At 56.1% G+C, this 21,187-nt stretch carries 19 protein-coding genes and 1 pseudogene; 7 read left to right on the top strand and 13 right to left on the bottom strand.

Annotated elements, in window-relative coordinates; all coding sequences use genetic code 11:
- Positions 1-104: 104 nt before the first annotated feature.
- The 4 genes from ACQY4M_RS01020 to ACQY4M_RS01005 form a co-directional block, all read right to left on the bottom strand.
- A complete protein-coding gene (locus ACQY4M_RS01020) occupies positions 105-1,070 on the bottom strand; it encodes a hypothetical protein (protein ID WP_428539716.1) in 966 nt (321 codons plus the stop codon).
- 383 nt (positions 1,071-1,453) lie between these two features.
- Positions 1,454-2,586 (bottom strand): IS3 family transposase gene (locus ACQY4M_RS01015; RefSeq protein WP_428539245.1). Its coding sequence is split into 2 segments (ribosomal slippage): positions 1,454-2,334 and positions 2,334-2,586, totalling 1,134 coding nucleotides; the frame shifts between segments, so codons are not numbered across the junction.
- 65 nt (positions 2,587-2,651) lie between these two features.
- Positions 2,652-3,770 carry a hypothetical protein gene (locus ACQY4M_RS01010; protein WP_428539713.1) on the bottom strand — a complete coding sequence of 373 codons (1,119 nt, stop codon included), beginning with the start codon at positions 3,768-3,770 and terminating at the stop codon, positions 2,652-2,654.
- A gap of 53 nt (positions 3,771-3,823) precedes the next feature.
- Positions 3,824-5,824, bottom strand: a complete 2,001-nt coding sequence (locus tag ACQY4M_RS01005; RefSeq protein ID WP_428539710.1) for an acetyl-CoA carboxylase biotin carboxylase subunit — start codon at positions 5,822-5,824, stop codon at positions 3,824-3,826.
- Between the two features lie 255 nt (positions 5,825-6,079).
- On the opposite strand from ACQY4M_RS01005, the gene ACQY4M_RS01000 reads away from it, so the two are divergent.
- Positions 6,080-7,312, top strand: a complete 1,233-nt coding sequence (locus ACQY4M_RS01000) for a DcaP family trimeric outer membrane transporter (protein ID WP_428539707.1) — start codon at positions 6,080-6,082, stop codon at positions 7,310-7,312.
- A 148-nt stretch (positions 7,313-7,460) separates the two neighbouring features.
- Here the strand turns inward: ACQY4M_RS01000 and ACQY4M_RS00995 are convergent, their stop codons facing one another.
- From ACQY4M_RS00995 to ACQY4M_RS00980, 4 genes are all read right to left on the bottom strand, one after another.
- Positions 7,461-7,661: a hypothetical protein gene (locus ACQY4M_RS00995; RefSeq protein WP_428539704.1), complete on the bottom strand. Its 201-nt coding sequence runs from the start codon at positions 7,659-7,661 to the stop codon at positions 7,461-7,463.
- A gap of 361 nt (positions 7,662-8,022) precedes the next feature.
- Entirely contained in the window at positions 8,023-8,388 is a 366-nt protein-coding gene (locus ACQY4M_RS00990) for a hypothetical protein (RefSeq protein WP_428539701.1), read from the bottom strand.
- A gap of 418 nt (positions 8,389-8,806) precedes the next feature.
- The gene (locus ACQY4M_RS00985; protein WP_428539698.1) at positions 8,807-9,205 is read right to left on the bottom strand and encodes a DUF6497 family protein; all 399 of its coding nucleotides are present in this window, start codon (positions 9,203-9,205) and stop codon (positions 8,807-8,809) included.
- An 8-nt stretch (positions 9,206-9,213) separates the two neighbouring features.
- Complete coding sequence (locus ACQY4M_RS00980; RefSeq protein ID WP_428539695.1) at positions 9,214-10,746, bottom strand: acyl-CoA carboxylase subunit beta; 1,533 nt, start codon at positions 10,744-10,746, stop codon at positions 9,214-9,216.
- Between the two features lie 217 nt (positions 10,747-10,963).
- Between ACQY4M_RS00980 and ACQY4M_RS00975 the strand changes: the two genes are divergently transcribed.
- The 5 genes from ACQY4M_RS00975 to ACQY4M_RS00955 all read left to right on the top strand — a co-directional run bounded on the left by ACQY4M_RS00975 (position 10,964) and on the right by ACQY4M_RS00955 (position 16,140).
- Positions 10,964-12,076, top strand: a complete 1,113-nt coding sequence (locus ACQY4M_RS00975; protein WP_428539692.1) for a hypothetical protein — start codon at positions 10,964-10,966, stop codon at positions 12,074-12,076.
- Between the two features lie 81 nt (positions 12,077-12,157).
- Entirely contained in the window at positions 12,158-13,372 is a 1,215-nt protein-coding gene (locus ACQY4M_RS00970) for a multidrug effflux MFS transporter (RefSeq protein WP_428539898.1), read from the top strand.
- A 66-nt stretch (positions 13,373-13,438) separates the two neighbouring features.
- Complete coding sequence (locus ACQY4M_RS00965; RefSeq protein WP_428539689.1) at positions 13,439-14,845, top strand: helix-turn-helix domain-containing protein; 1,407 nt, start codon at positions 13,439-13,441, stop codon at positions 14,843-14,845.
- A complete protein-coding gene (locus ACQY4M_RS00960) occupies positions 14,842-15,651 on the top strand; it encodes an alpha/beta hydrolase (protein ID WP_428539686.1) in 810 nt (269 codons plus the stop codon). Before ACQY4M_RS00965 ends, ACQY4M_RS00960 begins: the two co-directional genes overlap by 4 nt.
- A gap of 27 nt (positions 15,652-15,678) precedes the next feature.
- Entirely contained in the window at positions 15,679-16,140 is a 462-nt protein-coding gene (locus ACQY4M_RS00955) for a CoxG family protein (RefSeq protein WP_428539683.1), read from the top strand.
- A 71-nt stretch (positions 16,141-16,211) separates the two neighbouring features.
- Here ACQY4M_RS00955 and ACQY4M_RS00950 read toward each other — a convergent pair whose 3' ends face one another.
- The 5 genes and pseudogenes from ACQY4M_RS00950 to ACQY4M_RS00930 all read right to left on the bottom strand — a co-directional run bounded on the left by ACQY4M_RS00950 (position 16,212) and on the right by ACQY4M_RS00930 (position 20,084).
- Positions 16,212-16,460 carry a YdcH family protein gene (locus ACQY4M_RS00950; protein WP_428539680.1) on the bottom strand — a complete coding sequence of 83 codons (249 nt, stop codon included), beginning with the start codon at positions 16,458-16,460 and terminating at the stop codon, positions 16,212-16,214.
- A 72-nt stretch (positions 16,461-16,532) separates the two neighbouring features.
- A complete protein-coding gene (locus ACQY4M_RS00945) occupies positions 16,533-17,030 on the bottom strand; it encodes a thermonuclease family protein (protein WP_428539677.1) in 498 nt (165 codons plus the stop codon).
- A 162-nt stretch (positions 17,031-17,192) separates the two neighbouring features.
- Positions 17,193-18,236 carry an IS5 family transposase gene (locus tag ACQY4M_RS00940; protein ID WP_428539221.1) on the bottom strand — a complete coding sequence of 348 codons (1,044 nt, stop codon included), beginning with the start codon at positions 18,234-18,236 and terminating at the stop codon, positions 17,193-17,195.
- Positions 18,237-18,315: 79 nt separating this feature from the next.
- A pseudogene (locus ACQY4M_RS00935) lies at positions 18,316-19,371 on the bottom strand (IS256 family transposase); the annotation flags it as partial.
- Positions 19,372-19,718: 347 nt separating this feature from the next.
- Positions 19,719-20,084, bottom strand: coding sequence for a PDZ domain-containing protein (locus ACQY4M_RS00930; RefSeq protein ID WP_428539674.1), 366 nt, complete (start codon positions 20,082-20,084; stop codon positions 19,719-19,721).
- Between the two features lie 35 nt (positions 20,085-20,119).
- On the opposite strand from ACQY4M_RS00930, the gene ACQY4M_RS00925 reads away from it, so the two are divergent.
- Positions 20,120-21,163, top strand: coding sequence for an IS5 family transposase (locus ACQY4M_RS00925; protein WP_428539227.1), 1,044 nt, complete (start codon positions 20,120-20,122; stop codon positions 21,161-21,163).
- Positions 21,164-21,187: the final 24 nt, after the last annotated feature.

Below are 21,187 nucleotides of genomic sequence, written 5' to 3'. Positions count from 1 at the left end.
AAGCTGTCATGATTGCGGAGGAAATGTGCGGTTTTTATGATCAATTAAAAAACCTATCCAAAAGGATAGGCTTTTGTTTTCTTTCACTAATTTTATTTTCCAAATCAGGCTGTTGCGGCCCCGGATTTTCTGGACAAGTCACCAGTAACCCACTCCATCACGGTTCTGTAAACCATATAGAGAACCACAGGCGTGCCTATGACCAGACCTGCATATACCCCGACTTCGGCCCATAGACCGTGCCCTTTGGCAACGGCCATCACCTGCACATTCAAAAACGCCGCAATCGGAAAGGTAAACGCGCCCCAAACAGGTGTATAACCACCGCGCGTCATCCAGGGCACTAGGAATATCAATCCAAATGCGACGACACTGCCAACCCAGTAAAATACGGTAAACGCTGTGTCATATCCCAAGGTGCCATACCCCAGTGCAAACAGACAAAGAGGTGCTAAAAAGATCATCACCGAAGGGCGCAGTTTATCCGGAACAGGATCGCGGCGGATCGTCAGAATAATACCCGCGGTGACAATCACATAAGCCACCAGAGCCGCGTCAATCAGCAGTTTGCTTTCCCAAACATACCCCAGCGGCACACCCGCAATCGGGCCGACAACCGGCCCGACGAAGGTTAGATACTGAAATGTTGTGAAATGACGCTTTTCAGGCGGCTCGTCCCAGATGGCATGTAACACAACAATGCTAGCAATGATTTGCAGAATAACACCTGTCCACCAGACTAGAGGCACCGAAATGCCAAAGGGCAACAGCAGTGCCGCCGCCAGCAGCATCATCGCCATCGCCATCGCTGCAATTCCTGCACGCGCAGGCGCTGTTTGCATGTCTTCCAACATAACTTTCGGGCGCGACAGCACCTTTCGCAGATAAAATACAAAGAACCAGATAAAATAACCCGTTGAGGCCGCCAGCAATAAATGACCGATATCTTCGGAAATCTCTGGCATAACATGGGATGCATTGGTCCAGCCCAGTGCAAGGGACATAAACCCGAGACAAACAGGAAAAGCGGCAGGTGGCGTTTGCCGCCATAGGGGTGTTTCTAGTAGCATTTGATCTCCAGTCAGCTGCTTGTTTTCACGCGTCGTGTTTTCACCCTAAGTGGAAAATGCAGTTTCGATCAAGGCTTAGGTTATTTTGCCATGTAAACTGGCATCCTGATTACCGGTGTTAGGTATGGAATTCCAGTATCGCTAACGGCGCCTCGATCTGCTTAACTTGGTCAATATAAATGAAAAGGATTGGAACATGCGTATTATTACCGCCCTTGTGGCAACGACCCTTCTGGCCCTGCCTGCCTGCAAAGATGATGCCGAAGAAATCGGGAAATTCACTGTTGATCTGAATGGCAATAACATGGAGTTCATCAGCACTAAGAGGTGGTCCCACTTTTTTGACCAGTCAGCAGCCAGTTTAAGATGGATCAGGGTTTCATTTAGGCTGCCAAACTCATTGGTTTTGTTTTTCTGTCATAGGCTTCATCCGGGGTCAATATTCCGTGGGTGGAATGCGGGCGCTCGGTGTTGTAGTAAGCCAACCATTTCCCGATCCCGGCGCGGGTCTGCGAACCCGTTTCAAATGCGTTGAGGTAAATGCATTCGTATTTCAAGGATCGCCAAAGCCGCTCGATCATCCGGTTATCGACCCAGCGACCTTTGCCATCCATCGAGATTTTCACGTCGGCTTCTTTCAGCGCCTGCGTCCATTCAAACCCGGTGAACTGGCTGCCCTGGTCGCTGTTCATGATATCGGGCTTGCCGTATTTGGCCATAGCCTCTTTCAGGGCTTCAACGCAAAAATCTGCCTCCATGCTGTTTGACAATCTCCAGCTCAAAACCTTGCGGCTGTGCCAGTCCATGATCGCGACCAAATAGAGGAACCCGCGCTGCATCGGAATGTAGGTGATATCTACGCACCACACATGGTTTGGACGATCAATCGTCAGGTCTCGCAGCAGATACGGGTAGATCTTATGCTGCGGATGTTTCTTGCTCGTGTTGGGCGTCTGGTAGATCGGAACCAACCGCATCAGCCGCATCAAACGGCGGACCCTGTGGCGACCACACTTGTAACCTTGGCGCTGCATGTGCCGGGCCATTTGCCGTGATCCATACCACGGCGTCTGCAAGAATTGCTTGTCGATTATTGTCATGAACCGCAAATTTTCAGCACTTTCGCCTTTTGGCTGGTAATACAGGTTCGAGCGCGCCAGAGAAAGTAGCCCGCATTGTCGTCGCACACTCAGATCATGCTCACGGCTCACCATTTTTTGCCTCGCTTCCCGAGCAACTGTTGCGAGGCGTTGGCTAAAAAATCCCGTTCCACGACCAGCTGACCAATCTTGGAGTGCAGCTTCTCAATCTGGGCTTCATCAACCCGATCAGGATCACGGCCCCGTCTGGAAAATGCCGTGGCCATGTTTTCAATCGCTGCTCGTTTCCATGTGCCAATCTGGGTTGGATGCACACCATACTTCTTCGACAGCTCCGCCATCGTCATTTCCTCGCGGATTGCTTCAAGCGCAACGCGGGCTTTGAATTCGGGAGAATGGTTCTTTCGTTTCGTCATTTTGAATCGTCTTTCTCATAAGTCGATCCACCTTAACAACTGGTCCGAATTTCCGCGACCACCTCTTAGTTCTTGGCAAATTCGGACATCTGCCGCTGTTGCAGGTAAATGGATTTAGGGGACTCGACCAGTATCGTAACATTTGATTTTGCATAGATCGCGAGCGGGATTAAAACAGCAATGATAGCCCGCATACCAACACGTCTAAGGTCCCTTCCCTGCATCACAATCGGTAGTAGAACGAGTATACCCGCAGTTACGACTGACAGGATATAATGCTCGTACCGGTTCAGCCACCCGACATGCCCCAAAAGCAAATGTGCCCCGGTGGCCCCCACCAGAACGACCCATAGTTTGGCCAAGGGGCTGCGGCGCAAGGGTTCTGAAAATAGCCACATAGCCAATAGCACGATCAGATACAGCATCAGCAGGATGCCACCGGGTTCCGCCAGATTTGCTGTAAACGTCCGGATAATCCGCAGATATACGGGCATTTCATAGCGAACTGCACTGGCGATTTTTGCCTGTACGGAACTGGGCAAGGGATCCAGCCCGAGTGAAACCAAAAAACTGCAAAACAACAAAATGGGGACAAGGGCCAATACAAGGGCCACCACGCCGCGGCGTTTCTCTTTGCAACTGAAAATAACCAGCGCGGCTAACAGGGAAAGCGCCAATCCTTCGAACCGCAAAAGCGGGGCAAACAGGATACCGGCGTATAAAATCCCCCAAGACGGAGTGCCCTTCAGCAAGCGCACCAACCCTAACAGAATGGCCAGACTCGCGGCGGCATGAAGCGTATGCTCCATACCGATCATCGCGTTACTCGGCATCAGAATAGCCGTAGGCCCCAAAGCGGCAAGCATAACCCCGTAACGACGCAATGTGCCCTTGCCATAGCCGCCTTCCAGCAACAGTTCTGCCCACAGCCATGCAGACAGGCCCAACCCGATTATATTCCAGATCAGGGGCATGTAGCGCTGAAATTCCAGCGAAAAGACCGGCGCCAACAAAACCGGATACAAGGCCGACGAGGACGCCGCCGATGGCTCTGCAATGTTTACACCATACCCGCCGGACCAAATGGATTCCGCCATCGCCAGATGGATATAGGTATCATCCAGCGGGTACTCGAAATACCCGCCGGTCTGATACATCGCGGCGGCCTCGAGTGCGGCAAACACCAGAAATGCCGATACGATTGAGACCCATCTAAGTGACAAAAACGGCATTGCTGTTATTCGAACTCCATGATCACATCATCCACTGCCAGACTGTCGCCTGCGGCAGCATTGACTTTGGTCACCACGGTTTTCTTTTCGGCACGAAGGATGTTTTCCATCTTCATTGCCTCGACTGTGCAGAGCGCCTGACCTTCCTGCACCTCGTCGCCAACTTCAACCGCGACCGAAACGATCAGACCCGGCATCGGGCATAGCAACAGTTTCGAAGTATCAGGCGGCATTTTTTCCGGCATCAGACGGGCCAGTTCGGCCTGACGCGGGGTGCGCACGAATACCTTCATATCTGCCCCGCGCAGACGCATGCGAAAACCACCGGGTATTTTGCCAACCTTGATCACCACCAGCGAACCATCGACATCCAGCTTTGCCAAACTCTGCCCCGGCACCCAGTCGGACGATACACGGTGGCTTTTGCCATCCTTGAAGGTGACTGTCGCCCCCATCGGATCGGCGTCGATCACCACGGGAAATTCCTGCCCCTGCAAGGAAACCACCCAATCGGTGCCGACCTTGCGTTCGTGGTTGTCCATCCGGCCCGACACCCGCGTGCGGCGGATTTCGGCAACGCGGTACATCGCGGCAGCCGACGCGGCAACACGGCGCAACATGTCCTCGGGCAATTCCACCCCGTCAAACCCGTCGGGGAATTCTTCCTCGATAAAGGCAGTGGTCATGTTGCCCGAGGTGAATTTCTCATGGTCCATCACGGCGGACAGGAACGGCAGGTTGTGGCCAATCCCCTCAACCTCGAAACTGTCCAGCGCCACGCGCATTTCCTCGATGGCGGCGGCACGGTCGGGCGCCCATGTGCACAGTTTGGCGATCATCGGGTCGTAATACATCGAAATCTCGCCGCCCTCGTAAACGCCGGTATCATTGCGCACCACATGGGTGGCATCGGCCACCTCTTCGGGCGGGAGATAACGGCTTAGACGGCCGATTGACGGCAGGAAGTTGCGATAGGGATCTTCGGCATAGAGACGGCTTTCCACCGCCCAGCCGTTCAGTTTCACATCCTTCTGGCGCAGCGCCAGCTCTTCGCCATCGGCCACACGGATCATCTGTTCCACCAGATCAATGCCGGTGATCAACTCGGTCACAGGGTGTTCCACCTGCAGGCGGGTATTCATTTCAAGGAAATAGAAATTCCTGTCGCCATCAACGATGAATTCCACCGTGCCCGCACTGGAATATCCCACAGCCTGCGCCAGTGCCACGGCCTGATTGCCCATCTTTTTGCGGGTCTTTTCGTCCAGAAACGGGCTGGGCGCTTCTTCGATCACTTTTTGATTGCGCCGCTGGATCGAGCATTCACGCTCGCCCAGATAGATCGCGTTTCCGTGAGCATCGGCCAACACCTGAATCTCGATGTGTCGCGGTTGCGTGATGAATTTCTCGATGAAAATGCGATCATCGCCAAAGCTGCTGGCGGCCTCGTTTTTCGAGCTCTGAAAGCCCTCGCGGGCCTCTTCGTCATTCCAGGCAATCCGCATCCCCTTGCCACCACCGCCAGCAGAGGCCTTGAGCATCACCGGATAGCCAATCTCGCGGCTAATCTTGACCGCCTCCTCGGCATCCGCAATCAAACCCATGTGACCGGGGACCGTGGCCACACCCGCTTCTTGGGCAATCTTCTTGCTGGTAATCTTGTCACCCATGCTTTCGATTGCGCCAACGGGGGGGCCGATGAACGCCACACCTTCCCGCGCCAAGGCTTCGGCGAACAGCTTGTTTTCACTTAGGAAACCGTAACCGGGATGCACGGCCTCGGCGCCGGTCTGGCGGATGGCATCCATCACCTTGTCAATCACGATATACGATTCATTGGCAGGCGGCGGGCCGATCAAAACCGCCTCGTCTGCCATTGCAACATGCAACGCGTGCTTGTCGGCCTCGGAATAGATGGCGACCGTTTTGATCCCCATCTTCTGTGCCGATTTGATCACCCGACAGGCGATTTCACCACGGTTTGCTATCAGTATCTTTTTGAACATCTAACAGGCCTTCCCCAATTCAATTCGTGCCAGACCGGCACCTGTTGTTCTTGATCCAGCACGCGCCCCTCGCGCGCGCCAAATCGCATTTTTGCCAATCACGGTCCAAACACGAAACGCGGATTTTCCGTGAAAATCCAATCCGGAATTCGTGCGAATTCCGGCCTCCTTCGTGACAACCGGTGATCGAATATCTCTGCCAAACTCAATACATGGGTGCGCCAATTCCGGTGCCCTGAATACAGGAGGAAGACGATGAAGATTTTCCCGCTTCACAGATACAGCCGTCCAGTGCTTGTCGCGCTGCTTGCGTCCGCTGCGGCAGGTCCGGCGTTGGCCGAAACCCCAGCCGAACTGAAACAGCAAATCAAGGCGCTGGAAGCGCGGGTTGACGGGCTGGAAAGCGAAGGGCGGCTGAAATTCCCCAGCGGTACCGTTGTTGAAATCGGCGGTTACATCAAAACCGACTTTATCTATGATTTTGACGAGGCCCTCGGCGATGCTTTCGGTGTGGATGGCATTACAATTAGTGACGTTGGCGATAATTCGCGTTTCCGCGCGCAGGCCCGCCAATCGCGTCTGTTCATCAAAACCACGACACAAACCAACAGCGGCCCGCTTAAAACCCACCTTGAATTCGATTTCTTCGGCGGGGGCGGCAATGAAATATTCTCGAATTCCTACAGCCCGCGCCTGCGCCATGCTTATGGCACATGGAACGGCTGGACGGTTGGGCAGACGTGGTCGAACTTTATGCCGATCGAAAGCTATCCCACCACGGTTGACTTCAATGGCCCTGCAGGGATTCCCTTCGTCCGTCAGGCACAGATCCGCTATACTTTTCCAGTCTCCGATAGCGTAAGCATCTCGGCCTCTCTGGAAAACTCCGAATTCAGCGGGCGCGATGCGGCCGGAACGATTTCGGAAAGCACAACGTCGGGTATCCGCGCAGGGATTGACCAAGCGCCGGATTTCACACTGGCCGCTACATGGAAAGGCGAAAAAGCGCTGGTGAAACTTGCCGGTGTCTTGCGTAAATTCGATTCGCCCACCTCGAATGACACGGCGACGGGCTGGGGTGTGAATCTGTCCGGCAATGCGTCCCTGTGGGAAGGTGGCACGCTTTATGGCTCGTTGACCTATGGTGACGGGATCGGGCGATACCTGATCAACGGTTTTGCCCAGGATGCCTTTGTTGATGCGGCAGGGAATCTGCAAACCATCGAGGCAATTGGCGCAACCTTTGGCGTTTCGCAAGCCATTAGCCCGAAATTGACCGGTGCATTGGCTGTGGGCTATTATGAAGTCAACGATACCTTCGCCCCAACCGATACCGACAATATTTCTACGGCCCACCTTAGCCTGTTCTACAAACCGACCGAACGCATGACGGTCGGCGCGGAATTGATCTACGGGCGCCGTGAAATTGCCAATGGCGCATCGGATGATGCCTCGCGGCTGCAAACTTCGGTGCAGTTCAGCTTTTGAACCTGCCGGGCAAAAGGCGGGCCATGGTGCACGGCCCGTCTTTTGCACTTTTACGCCCCCCGCAAAAAACCACTGCAAGGTTGCCCCCGCAGTGGTTGTTTCATGAGTGGTAATAAACGGGTACGTAACCCGAAAACTGTTCGCTGTCTTAGTGACACACCCCTGCGTCATCGCAGAGCGCACCTGCGCCCGCCCCGATGACGGCACCGGTAAGCACATTCCCGTTTGTAACATCGGCAATAACGGCACCGGCTGCTGCACCTGCAGCGGCACGTTCGATGTCATTGTCCAGACATCCGGCAAGTGGCATGGCAAGGATAGCCACATAGACAAGGTGTTTGATCTGCATTGTTTTCTGCCTCCAACAATTATTGTTATTAAGGCTGATTCTAACATGCCGGGATTCGCTTGAGAATCCCCCAGATCAGTATTGCAATTATCGGCTGTTTTTAGCCCACCCCGCCCCGAAACCTGCCGATAAGCGCAAGCTAAAACGGCAAGCAAAAAAAACGGTCCGGCCCAAAAGGGACCGGACCGTTCAGAAGGGGAAGGGTAACGGTTTTGACTAGTACAAGCAGACATCTTGCTGGAGGCGCCTGCTATGGAAACAACACTGCCCGAAACACTCGGCACGACAAAGCCCTTACCCGCAAAAGGTGAAATTTGGGCTGTTTTCTGCCGGATTGGATATGTTGCAAGCGATTTCACGCCTATTTGTCCCCGGTATCGTCAGGGTCAAACGCATCCGGAAACGATGCACGCGCTCTTCGCTCGTCGATCATTAACAACGCCTCGTAACTTTCAGAATCAAACGGGTCTTCTGCGGGAATCACTTCGCGGCCAAACATCCACGATAAACGCCCGGCATCCAGATTACCGCGTTCAAACGGCTGATCGCCAAACTGGAACCAAAGCGCCATCATAAAAGCGGTATCGGCCTTGCGATCTGCCGGGCGTCGATCGGCAAATCGCTCGCGTGCGGTCAAAGGGGTAGCGCCCTTTTTATTCGGTCTGCGAATTGTAAATTGGAAATCTGTTCCCGGCAGTCGGCCAGGGAAACCGCGATGTTTCAGCACAATTTCCCTCCTGTAATCAAAGGGTTGTGCGAATTCGCAAGGTAGTATGGAGCGGGCCTGTTAGCCCGCTCCGGTACTATATTAGTACTTTGTTGTGGGCTGCTCAACAACCACTGGGTCCATAACAACTTCTTCTTGCTGTGCGCAAGCAGCGATAGTCGAGAAAAGAACCAGTGCCAGTACTGCTTTGAAACCGTTCGACATATTTGTCTCCTATTGTGTGAATTGGCAGAAACGCAGCTGATAAGCCACGCAATTACCACAGTCGAGTTATTGGCTACTTGGGCGTAACCTTCCGTGACGATAGCGGATAAATTAAAAGAAAAACACCTTTGCATTGCAGATCGGCGATTTTGTGACTCGATTGCATCATAATACCCACTTCTGCGTGGCATTTCCGCTACATATAGTGGCATCTTCAAAATCCCTCCCATATGCAGTTATTCCCTTGGGGGGAATAAGAATCAAAAAACTGTGTTGCAGCCGGATCGGCTTTTCCGAATTCCACAGGACGATCCGAAAGACTTATCACTATGTGGTCTACATCCCTTTCTTGTTCGATCAACGCGGGCAAGGCGGAATGCTCACATAAATAGCGCATGTCCCCTTCCGCCTGATCAAATTCAACACTGCCACCATCGCGTGAAATTTCTGGTGTTATGTAACGAAACCTAAAGGTATTCTCGCCCCCTTCCGCCTCCCAGATCACATCCTGAAAGGTGATGGGCTGACCTGATGGCACATCAATTGCGCCAGCCAGCAAAGGGCCAGCGGCGGCCATAACAATGGCAACAAGAAATGGGCGGCGGGCACGCATCAGTTACCTCACAAAGGGATGTTCCCGTGCTTCTTCCACGGGTTTTGCTGTTTCTTGTTCCGCAGCGACGCAAAGGCACGGCAAATCCGCTTGCGCGAGGACGCAGGCAATATAACCTCGTCAATGAACCCGCGTTCCGCCGCCACAAACGGGTTGGCAAAGCGGTCCTCATAGTCAGCCGTATGCTGGGCAATCTTTTCGGCATCCCCCAAATCGGCGCGGTGGATGATCTCGGTGGCGCCTTTGGCCCCCATCACCGCGATTTCCGCGGTGGGCCACGCGTAATTGAAATCGCCGCGTAGATGTTTGGACGACATCACGTCATATGCGCCACCGTAAGCCTTGCGGGTGATCAGCGTCACCTTGGGCACTGTGGCCTCGCCATAGGCGAACAACAGTTTCGCACCGTGTTTGATCACCCCGCCAAATTCCTGCGAGGTTCCGGGTAAAAAGCCGGGCACATCGACCAGCGTCAGGATCGGGATTTCAAACGCATCACAGAAACGAACAAAGCGGGCCGCCTTACGAGAGCTATCAATGTCAAGGCAGCCCGCCAGAACCATCGGCTGGTTGGCCACCACACCGACGGTCGAGCCTTCCAGACGGATGAACCCCGTCAGGATGTTTTTGGCAAATTCTTCCTGAATTTCGTAAAAGTCGCCTTCATCGGCCAATTTGGCGATCAACTCTTTCATGTCGTAAGGCGAATTGGGATTTTCCGGCACCAGCGTATCCAGACTGGCGTCAACGCGGTTTGGATCGTCAAAGAACGGGCGCACAGGCACCTTGGACTGGTTGTTCAACGGCAGAAAATCCACCAGACGACGGACTTCGGACAGCGCTTCGACATCGTTCTCGAACGCAGCATCGGCCACGGATGATTTTTTTGTGTGGGTGATGGCGCCGCCCAGTTCTTCGGCGGTGACCACTTCGTTCGTCACGGTTTTCACCACATCGGGACCGGTGACAAACATGTAGGAACTGTCCTTGACCATGAAAATGAAATCCGTCATCGCCGGGCTGTAAACCGCCCCGCCCGCACACGGCCCCATGATCACACTGATCTGCGGCACCACGCCGGATGCCATGATGTTGCGCTGGAACACCTCGGCGTAACCGGCCAGCGATGCAACACCTTCCTGAATTCGCGCGCCGCCGGAGTCATTCAGCCCGATCACCGGTGCGCCATTTTGCACGGCCATATCCATGATCTTGCAAATCTTTTGCGCATGGGTTTCCGACAGGGACCCGCCGAACACGGTGAAATCCTGACTATAGACATAGACCATCCGCCCGTTGATCGTGCCCCAGCCGGTGATCACCCCGTCGCCTGCGTGCTTTTGTTTCTCCATGCCGAAATCGGTGCAGCGATGGGATACGAACATGTCGAATTCCTCAAAGGAATCTTCGTCCAGCAGCAGGTCAATCCGCTCGCGTGCCGTCAGCTTACCTTTGGAGTGCTGCACATTGATCCGTCGCTCTCCTCCGCCCAGACGGGCCTCTTCACGACGGGTTTCCAGCTGTTGCAGAATATCTTTCACGAGCACATCTCCGGTTTTGGCTTTGCCGGACAGGTTATACCCGCAGAGCGGCTGAACAAAGCAAATTCATGAATATTTGCAAATCCTTGACAGAAATACATCTGCTAACTGCAAATTTGCTAATTATAGTTCGCAATATTGACTCCCCCTCACCCATCTGACCTAACTTTCCCCAATAGATGAAAACATATTGACAATTCCCCGAGGAGCAACGCATTTGCTGTTTCGCACCATAACAACCATTGCCTCTTTATTGATTGCAATCCTCCTTGCCGCCATTTCCTTTCGGCAGGCGGGGTATGTCGCAGCCCAAATCCAGAACCAAAATCCCAATGCTGCGGTCTTGCCACTTGCGCTGGCGATTATCTCGTTCCTGTTGGCGCTTGTATTCGCGATGCCGACGATGCGTAAAAACCTGTTGGTTCGTAGCTATAACTCCAAAGGCCGTATTCTGTTTATCCTGCTGTGTCTGGGCATCATTGCCGGCATCGCATTTGTAGGTAATACGATCATTAAATCGGACATCCCGACCAACATCCCGAAATCCTATATCCTGCCGGTGGGCGGCGGGGTTATTGCCTTGTTCTTTTTGACATTCATCTTCCCCGGCATTGCGTTTCTGGAATTGCGCAACGCCAAAAGCAAAGTCGAGGTATTCTCGGACCCTTCCGTAAAACGCTACATCGTCCCGCAACAGATCGAAGTGATGATCCCGCATTATCAACAAGGCCTTGTTTCACGCATTATTCGACCGATCCTGTGGACCCTTGCCATCCTGTTTATTGGCATTGGTCTTTATGGAACAACTGCGACCCGCTTTATACCTTCCCCGGATCATCTGGACTGGGTTGCCCGAAAACTGCCTATCCTGATTGCCATGGCCGTTAGTGCCCTTGGTGTTTTGGTTTTCTTTAGCAAACCCGAGGCAGGCAAAGGGATCTTTGGGGCGGCCATGGTCCAGAATATTGCCGTTTTCCTGATTTTGTCAGCAGGTGTCATGGCCTTGGCCAAACCCTTTTTCACCACCGGTTTGCCAGCCCTTCAATCAAATCTGGTTGCTGGGAAAACCGGCAGCCAAACCGTTGTCGTCCAAAGCATCGACAATCCCGACCAAGGCGACGGATGTATTAATGGCACAATGGCCACCGCAGAAAACGCGCCTGCAACGGCAATCAATATCTGTGGCGTTCCGGGCAGCATCCGCGATACGCTTGCAACGGGTGACAAGCTGACCCTGACGGGAAAACAAACACCTTATGGTTTGCGTTACACGAACATAGACAAATCAGCCGCAGAAGAACCAACGACAGAGCAACCTTCCAACCCGTAACCCAAAGCTGTGCATTTACGCAGGCCCCGCCCTGCGGCGCCAATAGTGGACATTGTCAACCAAACCCGCTACCCCGTTTCCATGACGCCAAACACAGCGGTGCGTTATCTTGACCGCACCACGCCCCCGCATATCTCGACCCTGATCTTGCTGGCATCCCTGCCCGCATTGTCAATGAACATGTTTCTGCCCTCGTTGCCCGCGATGGCGGAATATTTCGCGGTTGATTACCGGCTGATGCAGCTATCGGTCGCGCTTTACCTCGGGGTCAGCGCTGTTTTGCAATTGATGATCGGCCCATTGTCCGACCGTTTTGGCCGCCGTCCGTTGATCCTTGCCGGTGGTGCGCTATTTTTGCTGGCTACGCTGGGCTGTATCTGGGCGCCCACCGCCGAAATCTTTCTGATGTTTCGTATGGCGCAGGCGGTGATTGCCACCGGCATGGCCATTTCCCGCGCCGTGGTGCGCGATATGGTGCCCGAAGCCGAAGCCGCCTCGATGATCGGCTATGTCACCATGGGCATGTCGCTGGCGCCGATGCTGGGGCCGTTGCTGGGCGGGGTGCTGGACAGCTATTTCGGATGGCATTCGGTGTTCTGGCTGTTGTTCGGGCTGGGCGTGGCGCTGTTCGTGCTGTCCTGGCACGACCTTGGCGAAACCTCGACCACCACCAACCGCAGCTTTGCCGAACAGTTCCGCCAATATCCCGAATTGCTGATGTCGCGCCGGTTCTGGGGCTATTGCCTGTCCGCCACTTTCGCCTCGGGTGCGTTTTTCGCCTATCTGGGCGGCGCGCCTTTTGTGGGCAAGGAAATCTTCCATATGAACGCGATCTGGCTGGGGCTGTCGTTTGGCGCAGTATCCTTTGGCTATATGATGGGCAACTTCATATCGGGCCGCTTTTCCACCCGCATCGGCATCAACCGGATGATCCTGTTTGGCGGTATCATTGCCGCGACGGGTATCAGCATTTCGATGGCCCTGTTTTATCTGGGCCTTGGCAATGCTTTCACCTTTTTCGCCTTCATGTCGGCGGTGGGCCTTGGCAACGGCATGACCCTGCCCAACGCCAGTGCCGGCATGTTGTCCGTGCGCCCTGATCTGGCCGGTTCGGCCTCGGGCCTTGGCGGGGCAATTTTGATTGGCGGCGGGGCGGCGTTATCGGCCTTTTCCGGTAGCCAGTTATCTGTGGATACCGGTGTTTATCCATTGCTGTGGCTCATGGTTGCCAGTTCGGTTCTGGCCATCCTTGCGATCCTTTATGTGATGCGCCGCGAACGGAAGTTGGCGATGTAGCCTATTGCATTGCATCGCTTTGCAAAGTTTACTACCCGAAACCGCAAAGCTGCAAAGGACGCGCCGATGGCCACCCAGAAACTATACGCCGGTGTCAAACTGCGCGAGGTGCGCACCGGCCTGAACCTGACGCAAAAGGCATTCGCGGAAAAGCTGGGCGTATCCCTGCCCTATCTGAACCAGATGGAGAACAACAACCGCCCCGTCAGCACCGGCGTGGTGCTGGCACTGGCGCAGGAATTCGGCTTTGACGTGACCGAACTGTCGGTCGGTGACAGCGAGCGCATGGTCACGGACATGCGCGAGGCGCTGGCCGATCCGGTGTTTGCCGACAACATCCCGCCACTGGCCGACCTGCGCCTGACAGCGTCAAACGCCCCGGCCCTTGCGCGGGCCTTTCTGGAGCTGCACCGCGCCTACCGCCAAACCCACGAACGGCTGGCCTCGCTGGACGAGGCATTGGGCCGCGAGGACGCCCGTGTGCAGGCCAGCCCGTGGGAAGAGGTGCGCGATTTCTTTCACTACTGCGACAACTATATCGATGCGGTCGATCACGCCGCCGAGCATTTCGCGGGCATGGCGCAGGATGCGGGCATAGATTTGCAGGAACAGGCCGAACGCGTCCTGTCGAAGCTTCCGGTTATGGTGAAATTCACTGACACCGGCACCCTGCGCCACTATGACAAACCCGCCGGTGTCCTGACCATTTCAACCCGCGCCCCGCGCGCCACGCAGCAGTTTCAACTGCTGCTGCAACTGGCGCTGATCACTCAGGAACAACTGATCGAAGCCACCCTTGATCTGGCCCGTTTCAAAACCGGCACCGCGCGGGATATTGCCAAGATCGGGCTGGCCAATTATTTCGCCGGCGCGGCAATGATGCCCTACAGCCGGTTCCTGTCTGTCGCCCACGAGGTGCGCCACGATCTGGAATTGCTGGCCGAACGGTTCGGCGCCTCGATCGAACAGGTGGCGCACCGGCTGTCCACCCTGCAACGCCCCGGTGCCAAGGGCATCCCGTTCTTTTTCGTGCGGGTCGACCAGGCGGGCACGATCACCAAACGCCATTCCGCCACCCGCCTGCAATTCGCCCGTTTCGGCGGGGCCTGCCCGCTGTGGAACGTGCACCGGGCCTTTGAAACACCGGGCCGGTTCTTGCGGCAGTTGGCCGAAACCCCCGATGGGGCACGGTATTTCTGCCTTGCCCGCGATGTGTCGAAATCCGGCGGCTCGTTCAAGGCCCCTGTGCGCCGCTATGCCATTGGGCTGGGCTGCGAGGTGAAACATGCCGATGCGGTGGTCTATGCGGATGACCTGATTGCCGGCAAACAACAGGTGTTCGAGCCGATCGGCATTTCCTGTCGCATCTGCGAGCGGGTGGATTGCCATCAACGATCCGTCCCGCCACTGGAACGCCGGCTAAAGGCTGACCCGAACATGCGCGGATTGCTACCTTACGAGGTGGAACAATGATCCTGAAAGCCCTTGGCATCACGGCGCTATTGGGTCTGACGTCTTTTGGCCTGCTGGGGAAGTTCGAGCAAACCATGGTCTATCCGCTGGATCCGACCGAGGTGTCCCCCGCTAACGCAGGTGTGCCACAGATGCAGGCCATCCGCTTTGACAGCGGCAAGGAAACCCTTGTGCTGTGGGTGGCAAAACCTGCGGCGGGCAAGCCGGTGATCCTGTATTTCCACGGCAACGCCGGAAACCTTGCCAACCGCGCCCCCCGCTTTGCCAGTTTTGAAAAACGCGGGTTTGGCGTTGTGGCGATGGCCTATCGCGGATCATCCGGCAGCACGGGGAAACCTTCTCAAAGGGGGATCCTGCGGGATGCGATCAACGTCTATCAAGCCCTGCCCGATCTGGTCGGCCCGGCCCCCGTGATCCTGTATGGCGAAAGCCTTGGCACCGGCGTTGCGGTGCTGACCGCCGACAGCCCCGAACTGGCCAACACTCAGCCCGCGGCAATGGTGCTTGAGGCGCCTTATACCTCGATCCCCGATGTCACCCGTCGCATCTATCCCAAACTGAAACCGCTGCTGTTCCTGATGAAAAACCGCTGGCCCAGCATTCGCCATATCGGTAATCTGCATGTCCCGCTGTTGATCCTGCATGGCACCGATGATCCCTTGATCCCGATCGAAATGGGCCGCGAAATATTTGATGCCTCGCCTGCGACGGACAAAACCTTCTTTGCCGTTCAGGGCGCTGGCCACAACAACGTGTGGCAAACCGACGCCAAAGTGGCGCTTTACGCCTTCCTCAATCGCTTCTAGAATGATCCGCAACAGGGAGGAATATCAATGGAACTGAACGGCACAAGAACAATCAAGGCCGACCGCGCCACCGTCTGGGCACACCTGAACAGCGCCGAAACGCTGATGGCCTGTATCCCCGGGTGTCAGGAACTGACCGGCAGCCCCGAAGAAGGGTTTGACGCCGTGGTCAAACAAAAGGTCGGCCCCGTAAAAGCCACCTTCAAGGGCCGTGTTGAATTATCCGATGTGGTGCCCGCCCAAAGCTACAAGATCAGCGGTCAAGGCAAGGGCGGTGTTGCCGGATTTGCCAAAGGCGGCGCGAATGTCACGCTGGTGGATGTCGAAGAGGGAACCGAGCTGTCCTATGAAGTCGAGGCCAAGGTTGGTGGCAAGATTGCCCAATTAGGCAACCGCCTGATCGCCGGATTTGCGCGCAAAATGGCTGACAAGTTCTTTGACAGTTTTCAGGAACAGGTCGAGGGGCCTGCCGAGGAAGAAACGGCCTAAAGCCGCTACACCAGACCTTGGTATCCCTGCCGGAAGAACCTTATCGGCAGGGCATTTTCAGAAACCCCGCTTTACGCCTTGTCTTGTGCCAGTAGTATCGCCCAGATTTCGTCCTTAAGCGACAACCGCTGCTTGCGCATCTCGGCCATATGCAGATCGTCGGTCGGCTCTACATCGGTTTCGGCGCGGTGAACCGCACGGTTGATTTCGTGGTAGTCGTCAAACAGCTTGGCAAAATGCGCATCCGACTGCTTTAGGTTGCTCATCTGATCCACGCGGTCGGGGAATTCTTCTGGCAGTTCATTGGGGGTATGTGACATTTGGTTTCCTTTCGTGTCCCGATGTCTTGAACACAGACTAGACACAGCACAAATCCCGCGCTTTGATCCTGATCAGTTTTGCCGTTTTTGGCGGCGAAATTCGGCAGGTGACATCACTTCGGCTTGCCACAGACCCCGCCCTGCTACCGCTGCCTGTTTTTCAACCGCGATATAGTCGTGTGAAAAACTGGCGTAGGAAAACACAATGCCATCCCGCGCCAGCATTTCTGCCAGATCCTGATCGCCCAGATAACAGCGCGCCACCATGCGTCCGTATTTGTCATAGGTGCGTTTCACACAGCGCAGTTCCCTGCCTTTCAGCAAGCGGCGCACCTGATCGCGCGACCAGATTCCGCAGGCCCAATTGCTGCCATCGGGCATTTTACAGGTCTGGTCGTATTCCGGCGCATCCACCCCGAACAGACGGATTTTCACACCGGCAACGGTAAAGGTATCGCCATCATGCACGTGTGCTATCCCCTGCACCTGCTGGCGCGGGGGCGCACCGGCGTTGTTCATCACCGTATAAATCGCCACACACAGCAGCAGCACATAAATAATCCTGTTCATGTCAAAGGACATACCCCCGCCCACCGCACATCACCAGTGCAGTCCCCGAAATCTTTAAAAAGACCTCTGCATGAGGCCATGGCTTTCGGTTGAAGCAAGATTTCGGCCGCCCACCTTGCGCCCCTGCGGGTCCGGCGGACAGACGGGTGGCGGGGTTTGGGGCTATGCGATTGCGGGGGTTTGCGGGTTGAGGGTGATCCTGTTTGCGGCCTTGAGCAGGTTTTGCGCGATGGCGGCCATGACCATCTGGGCATGCACCCTGGCGCGCCCGAAATATCTCGCCCGCTGCAGGCCGAAGAGGCGTTTCATCGTGCCGAAAGTCTGCTCGATGCGGAAGCGGCGTTTCGAAATCAGCCGGTTGAAGCGTTTCTCCGATTGCCGCAGGGGGCGGCCGCGCGCTGCCTTGCGCAGGATGCCGTCGCGGTATTTGCCGCGCAGCATCTGGCGGTTGGCCTTGCTCGCATAGGCCTTGTCGGCCAGCACCCGCTGCGCCTTTGCGCCCGCGATCATGGTGGCGAATTCGGGGCTTTCGGCGGCATTGGCGGGCGTGGTGTGCACCTTGTCGATAAAGCCCTCTTCGTCGCAGCGGGCAAAGCCCTTGTAGCCGAGCGTGCTCTTGCGGCCCTTCTTGACCCAGCGGGCATCAGGGTCGGCGCTGAAATGCAGCTGTGCCCCGTCGGGTGAGACCTCGGGCGGATCATCCGGCGTCCCTTCCCTTGCCCCGTCCTCTGCCCGGTCCTGCGGGGCGTCGATATGGGTGCGCGGGCGCGCCGCCGCCGCGATCAGGGTCGCATCAATGATCGCCGCCTCAGCCTCTTTCAGCTTCAGCCCATGCGCCTCGATCTGGCGGCAGACCTCGGCCAGCAGCTCATCGTAAACGCCACCCCGGACCAGCGCATTGCGGAACCGGCAGTGGGTCGTCTCATCCGGCACCGACGCGTGCAGATCGAGCCCGCAGAACAGCATGAAATCCAGCCGCACCTTCAAGGCCCGCTCCAGCTTCGGGTCGCTCAGCCCGTGCCACTGGCCAACCAGAAGACACTTGAACAGAACCAGCGGATCATAGCCCTGAGGCCCGATCCCCGAGCGCCCCAGACCGCGCCGCAGGATCGGCAAAAACGAGTTCCAATCCATCAGCGCGTCGATCTTCGACAGAACGTCATCCGCGCCGATCCGTGCCGCCGCTTCGTGCAGGAAAAGGTCCATCTATTCACCCCAGAGATTTCCCGGCTAGCTTACCAAAACGGCCAACCCGGGGGAATCCCGATGTTATGCAGAGGTCTTCGTTCAGGCGTTCGATCGCATTTGTCGTTCTGGCCGATTTCCACTGGCCTTGTGGCAGACGCGTGAAGGTGAAAAGCTTATCTCCTGCTTCTTCCAAGCTGTCAGCGACGGCCTTGCATTTCAGCCGCCATTTTCGCAGAAATGCCTTGCGGCGGGTGGCGATTTCCTCGGGTGTTTTGGCGTAGATCATGTCGCGGTAATCTTCTGTCAACTCATCATGCATACGCTTGGGTGCCTTGGCCAGAAGGTTGCGGTGCTTGTGCACCGTGCACCTCTGGATCGGCAGATCTTCACCCCAGAGGGCAATGAGAGCGACCTCAAGTCCCGGTGCCCCGTCCACGATGACAAATTCGGGCCGTTTCAACCCGCGCGCATCCAGATCGTTGATGAACTGACGCCAGGCGGAGGTGCTTTCGCCGCCCATGTTCATCAGTGATAACAAGACCTTCTGCCCATCCCGGCGCACGCCAATCGCGGCCAGAACCGAGATATTGGTGGCCTTCCTGTCAATCCGCGTTTTGATCACGGTGCCGTCCAGGATCAGCCGCACGATGTCTTCATCCGCAAGGCTGCGGGCGCACCACGCCTGCCAGTCCACCTTCACCTTGCGCCAGGCGCGGCTCACCACATCCTTGCTGACCGCCCCCTGAAACAGGCCGAACAGGGCGCGTTTTACCCGCCGTGTGTTGGTGCCCGAAAGGTAGACAGCAGCGATCAGCGCCTCGGCCTTCTTCGTCAGCCGCTGGTAGCGGGGCAATGCCTTCGAGCGCCATTCTCTGGCCTTGCCGGCCTCGCCTGTGATCCGCGCACGCGGCACGCGCACCGTTTCGGTTCCAAATGTTCCGACCAGTTGCCGCTCGCGATGCCCGTGGCGGTATCCGGCCTTTGCCCCGCCGCTGCGGCCATACCGGCAACGGCCCAGAAACTGCTCCAGCTCCTCTTCGAAAACCGCCTCGATCGTCGCGCGGATGTTCTGGCGCAGCCGGTCTTCAATCGGGTCATAGCCTGCTTCATTGGCCAGTAGCGCGGATGTCGATGTTGCTGTATTCTTTGTCATGGCGTGATCTCCTTGGCGGTTCCAGCCGCCGGTTGGGTGGCTTCGATGCACCCGGAGATTACGCCGTCCTCGAATTTCCACCAAACTCGCGACACTACCCAGCATTCAGGAATGGCCCAGAACGACTTTGTGCCAACCGACATTGAGCACCAGTCGCCGTGGTCTTCAATAAAAGCGATTTCATCAGCGGATAGCCCTCCTGCGCCTCGGCAACGCCCTTTGACAGAGACAGCATAAGTGTGGCCACCAAGGTGCGGATTGGTCATAGAGCGATGCGGCCCCTGGAGTATTCTGCCTGTTCTTCAGGGGGCAGGGCCTCGGTTTCTGCCTGTCGCACGGGGTTTCCTTCACTTGTTGAGCGTTATGCTCTTGGGGTTTTCATTGGCCCGCTGATAGATGATGGTCAACGACCTTTGTTTATCCAGCACAGGATGCCGTAACAATTGGCAAAAGCCGTCGGCTTTCATGGCTGAGACATCACGCCTGTCCAAAGACAGGATCCGATCACCGACTTTCAGACCGGCAGAACTTGCCGGTGTTTTGGCCGTAATTGCGGAAATGGTAAGTCCATGATCTGCTGTCCAATACGGCGTGAACCCGAACGTATCTGTGAAACCATCATTAACCACGTCCGTGTTGGTGTTTTGGAAAAAAGCCTTCTGGGAACCTCTAAAAATCCCCCAAAATCCGGCCTGACGGGGTAGAATCGTCATCAGGATGAAAATGATTCGACCGACGGGGTTTTGTCATGGGTCAGATGGGATTTTTTGATCTTTCCAGCCGATACGCGGGACTGGACAAATCTGGTGATCCGCTGGTGTTGCTCAACGACATGGTGCCGTTCGAGGATTACCGGGACGAGCTGAAGGCCATATGGCGCACGCCGCCCGAACAGCGCAAATCCAACGCTGGCCGCCCGCCTTGGGATGAGGTGCTGATATTCAAGACGATGGTTTTGCAGCAGCTCTACAACCTCTCTGACGATCAGATCGAGTATCAGATCCGCGACCGCCTGTCGTTCATGCGGTTTCTCGGCCTTGGCATTGAAGACAGCGTACCTGACGCCAAGACCATCTGGGCCTACCGTGAAAGGCTGGCCGGGGCCGGGAAGATGAAGGAGCTGTTTGACAAGTTCGATGCCTTTCTGCGCGAAAAGGGCTATCTGGCGATGGGCGGGCAGATTGTTGATGCGAGCATCGTTCCGGCGCCGCGCCAGCACAACAAAAGGGACGAGAACGAGAAAATCAAGGCGGGCGAAACGCCTGAAGAGTGGGAGGAAAAACCCCACAAGAAGCGCCAGAAGGACGTGGATGCGCGCTGGACGAAGAAGCACGGCAAGAGCTATTACGGCTACAAGAACCACATCAATGTCGACCGGCGGCACAAATTCATCCGCGCTTATGATGTCACCGATGCCGCCGTGCATGACAGCCAGGCGCTTGCCGGTCTGATTGATGCGAGCAACACCTCATCGGACCTGTGGGCCGACAGCGCCTATCGCTCGCAAAAGATCGAAAGCGAGCTGGAAGAGCGGGGGCTTCACAGCCATATCCATCACAAGGGCAGGCGCGGCAAGCCGCTTGGCGAGCGCCAGCAAAAGGCCAACCGGAGGCGCTCGAAAGTGCGGGTCCGGGTCGAGCATGTATTCGCTTTTCAGGAGCGCTCCATGGGCGGCAAGCTGATCCGCTCCATCGGCCTGAAGCGGGCGCGATTTCGCATCGGGATGATGAACCTGGTCTACAACATGAAGCGCTTCGTCCAGTTCGAATGCGGCCTGGCGGCGCCGGGATAAGGGTTCATGGGGTGAGGTGTGCCT

Source organism: Profundibacter sp., from assembly GCF_965277155.1.
Taxonomy (GTDB): Bacteria; Pseudomonadota; Alphaproteobacteria; order Rhodobacterales; family Rhodobacteraceae; genus Profundibacter.
This window is presented reverse-complemented; position numbering and strand designations above follow the sequence as displayed.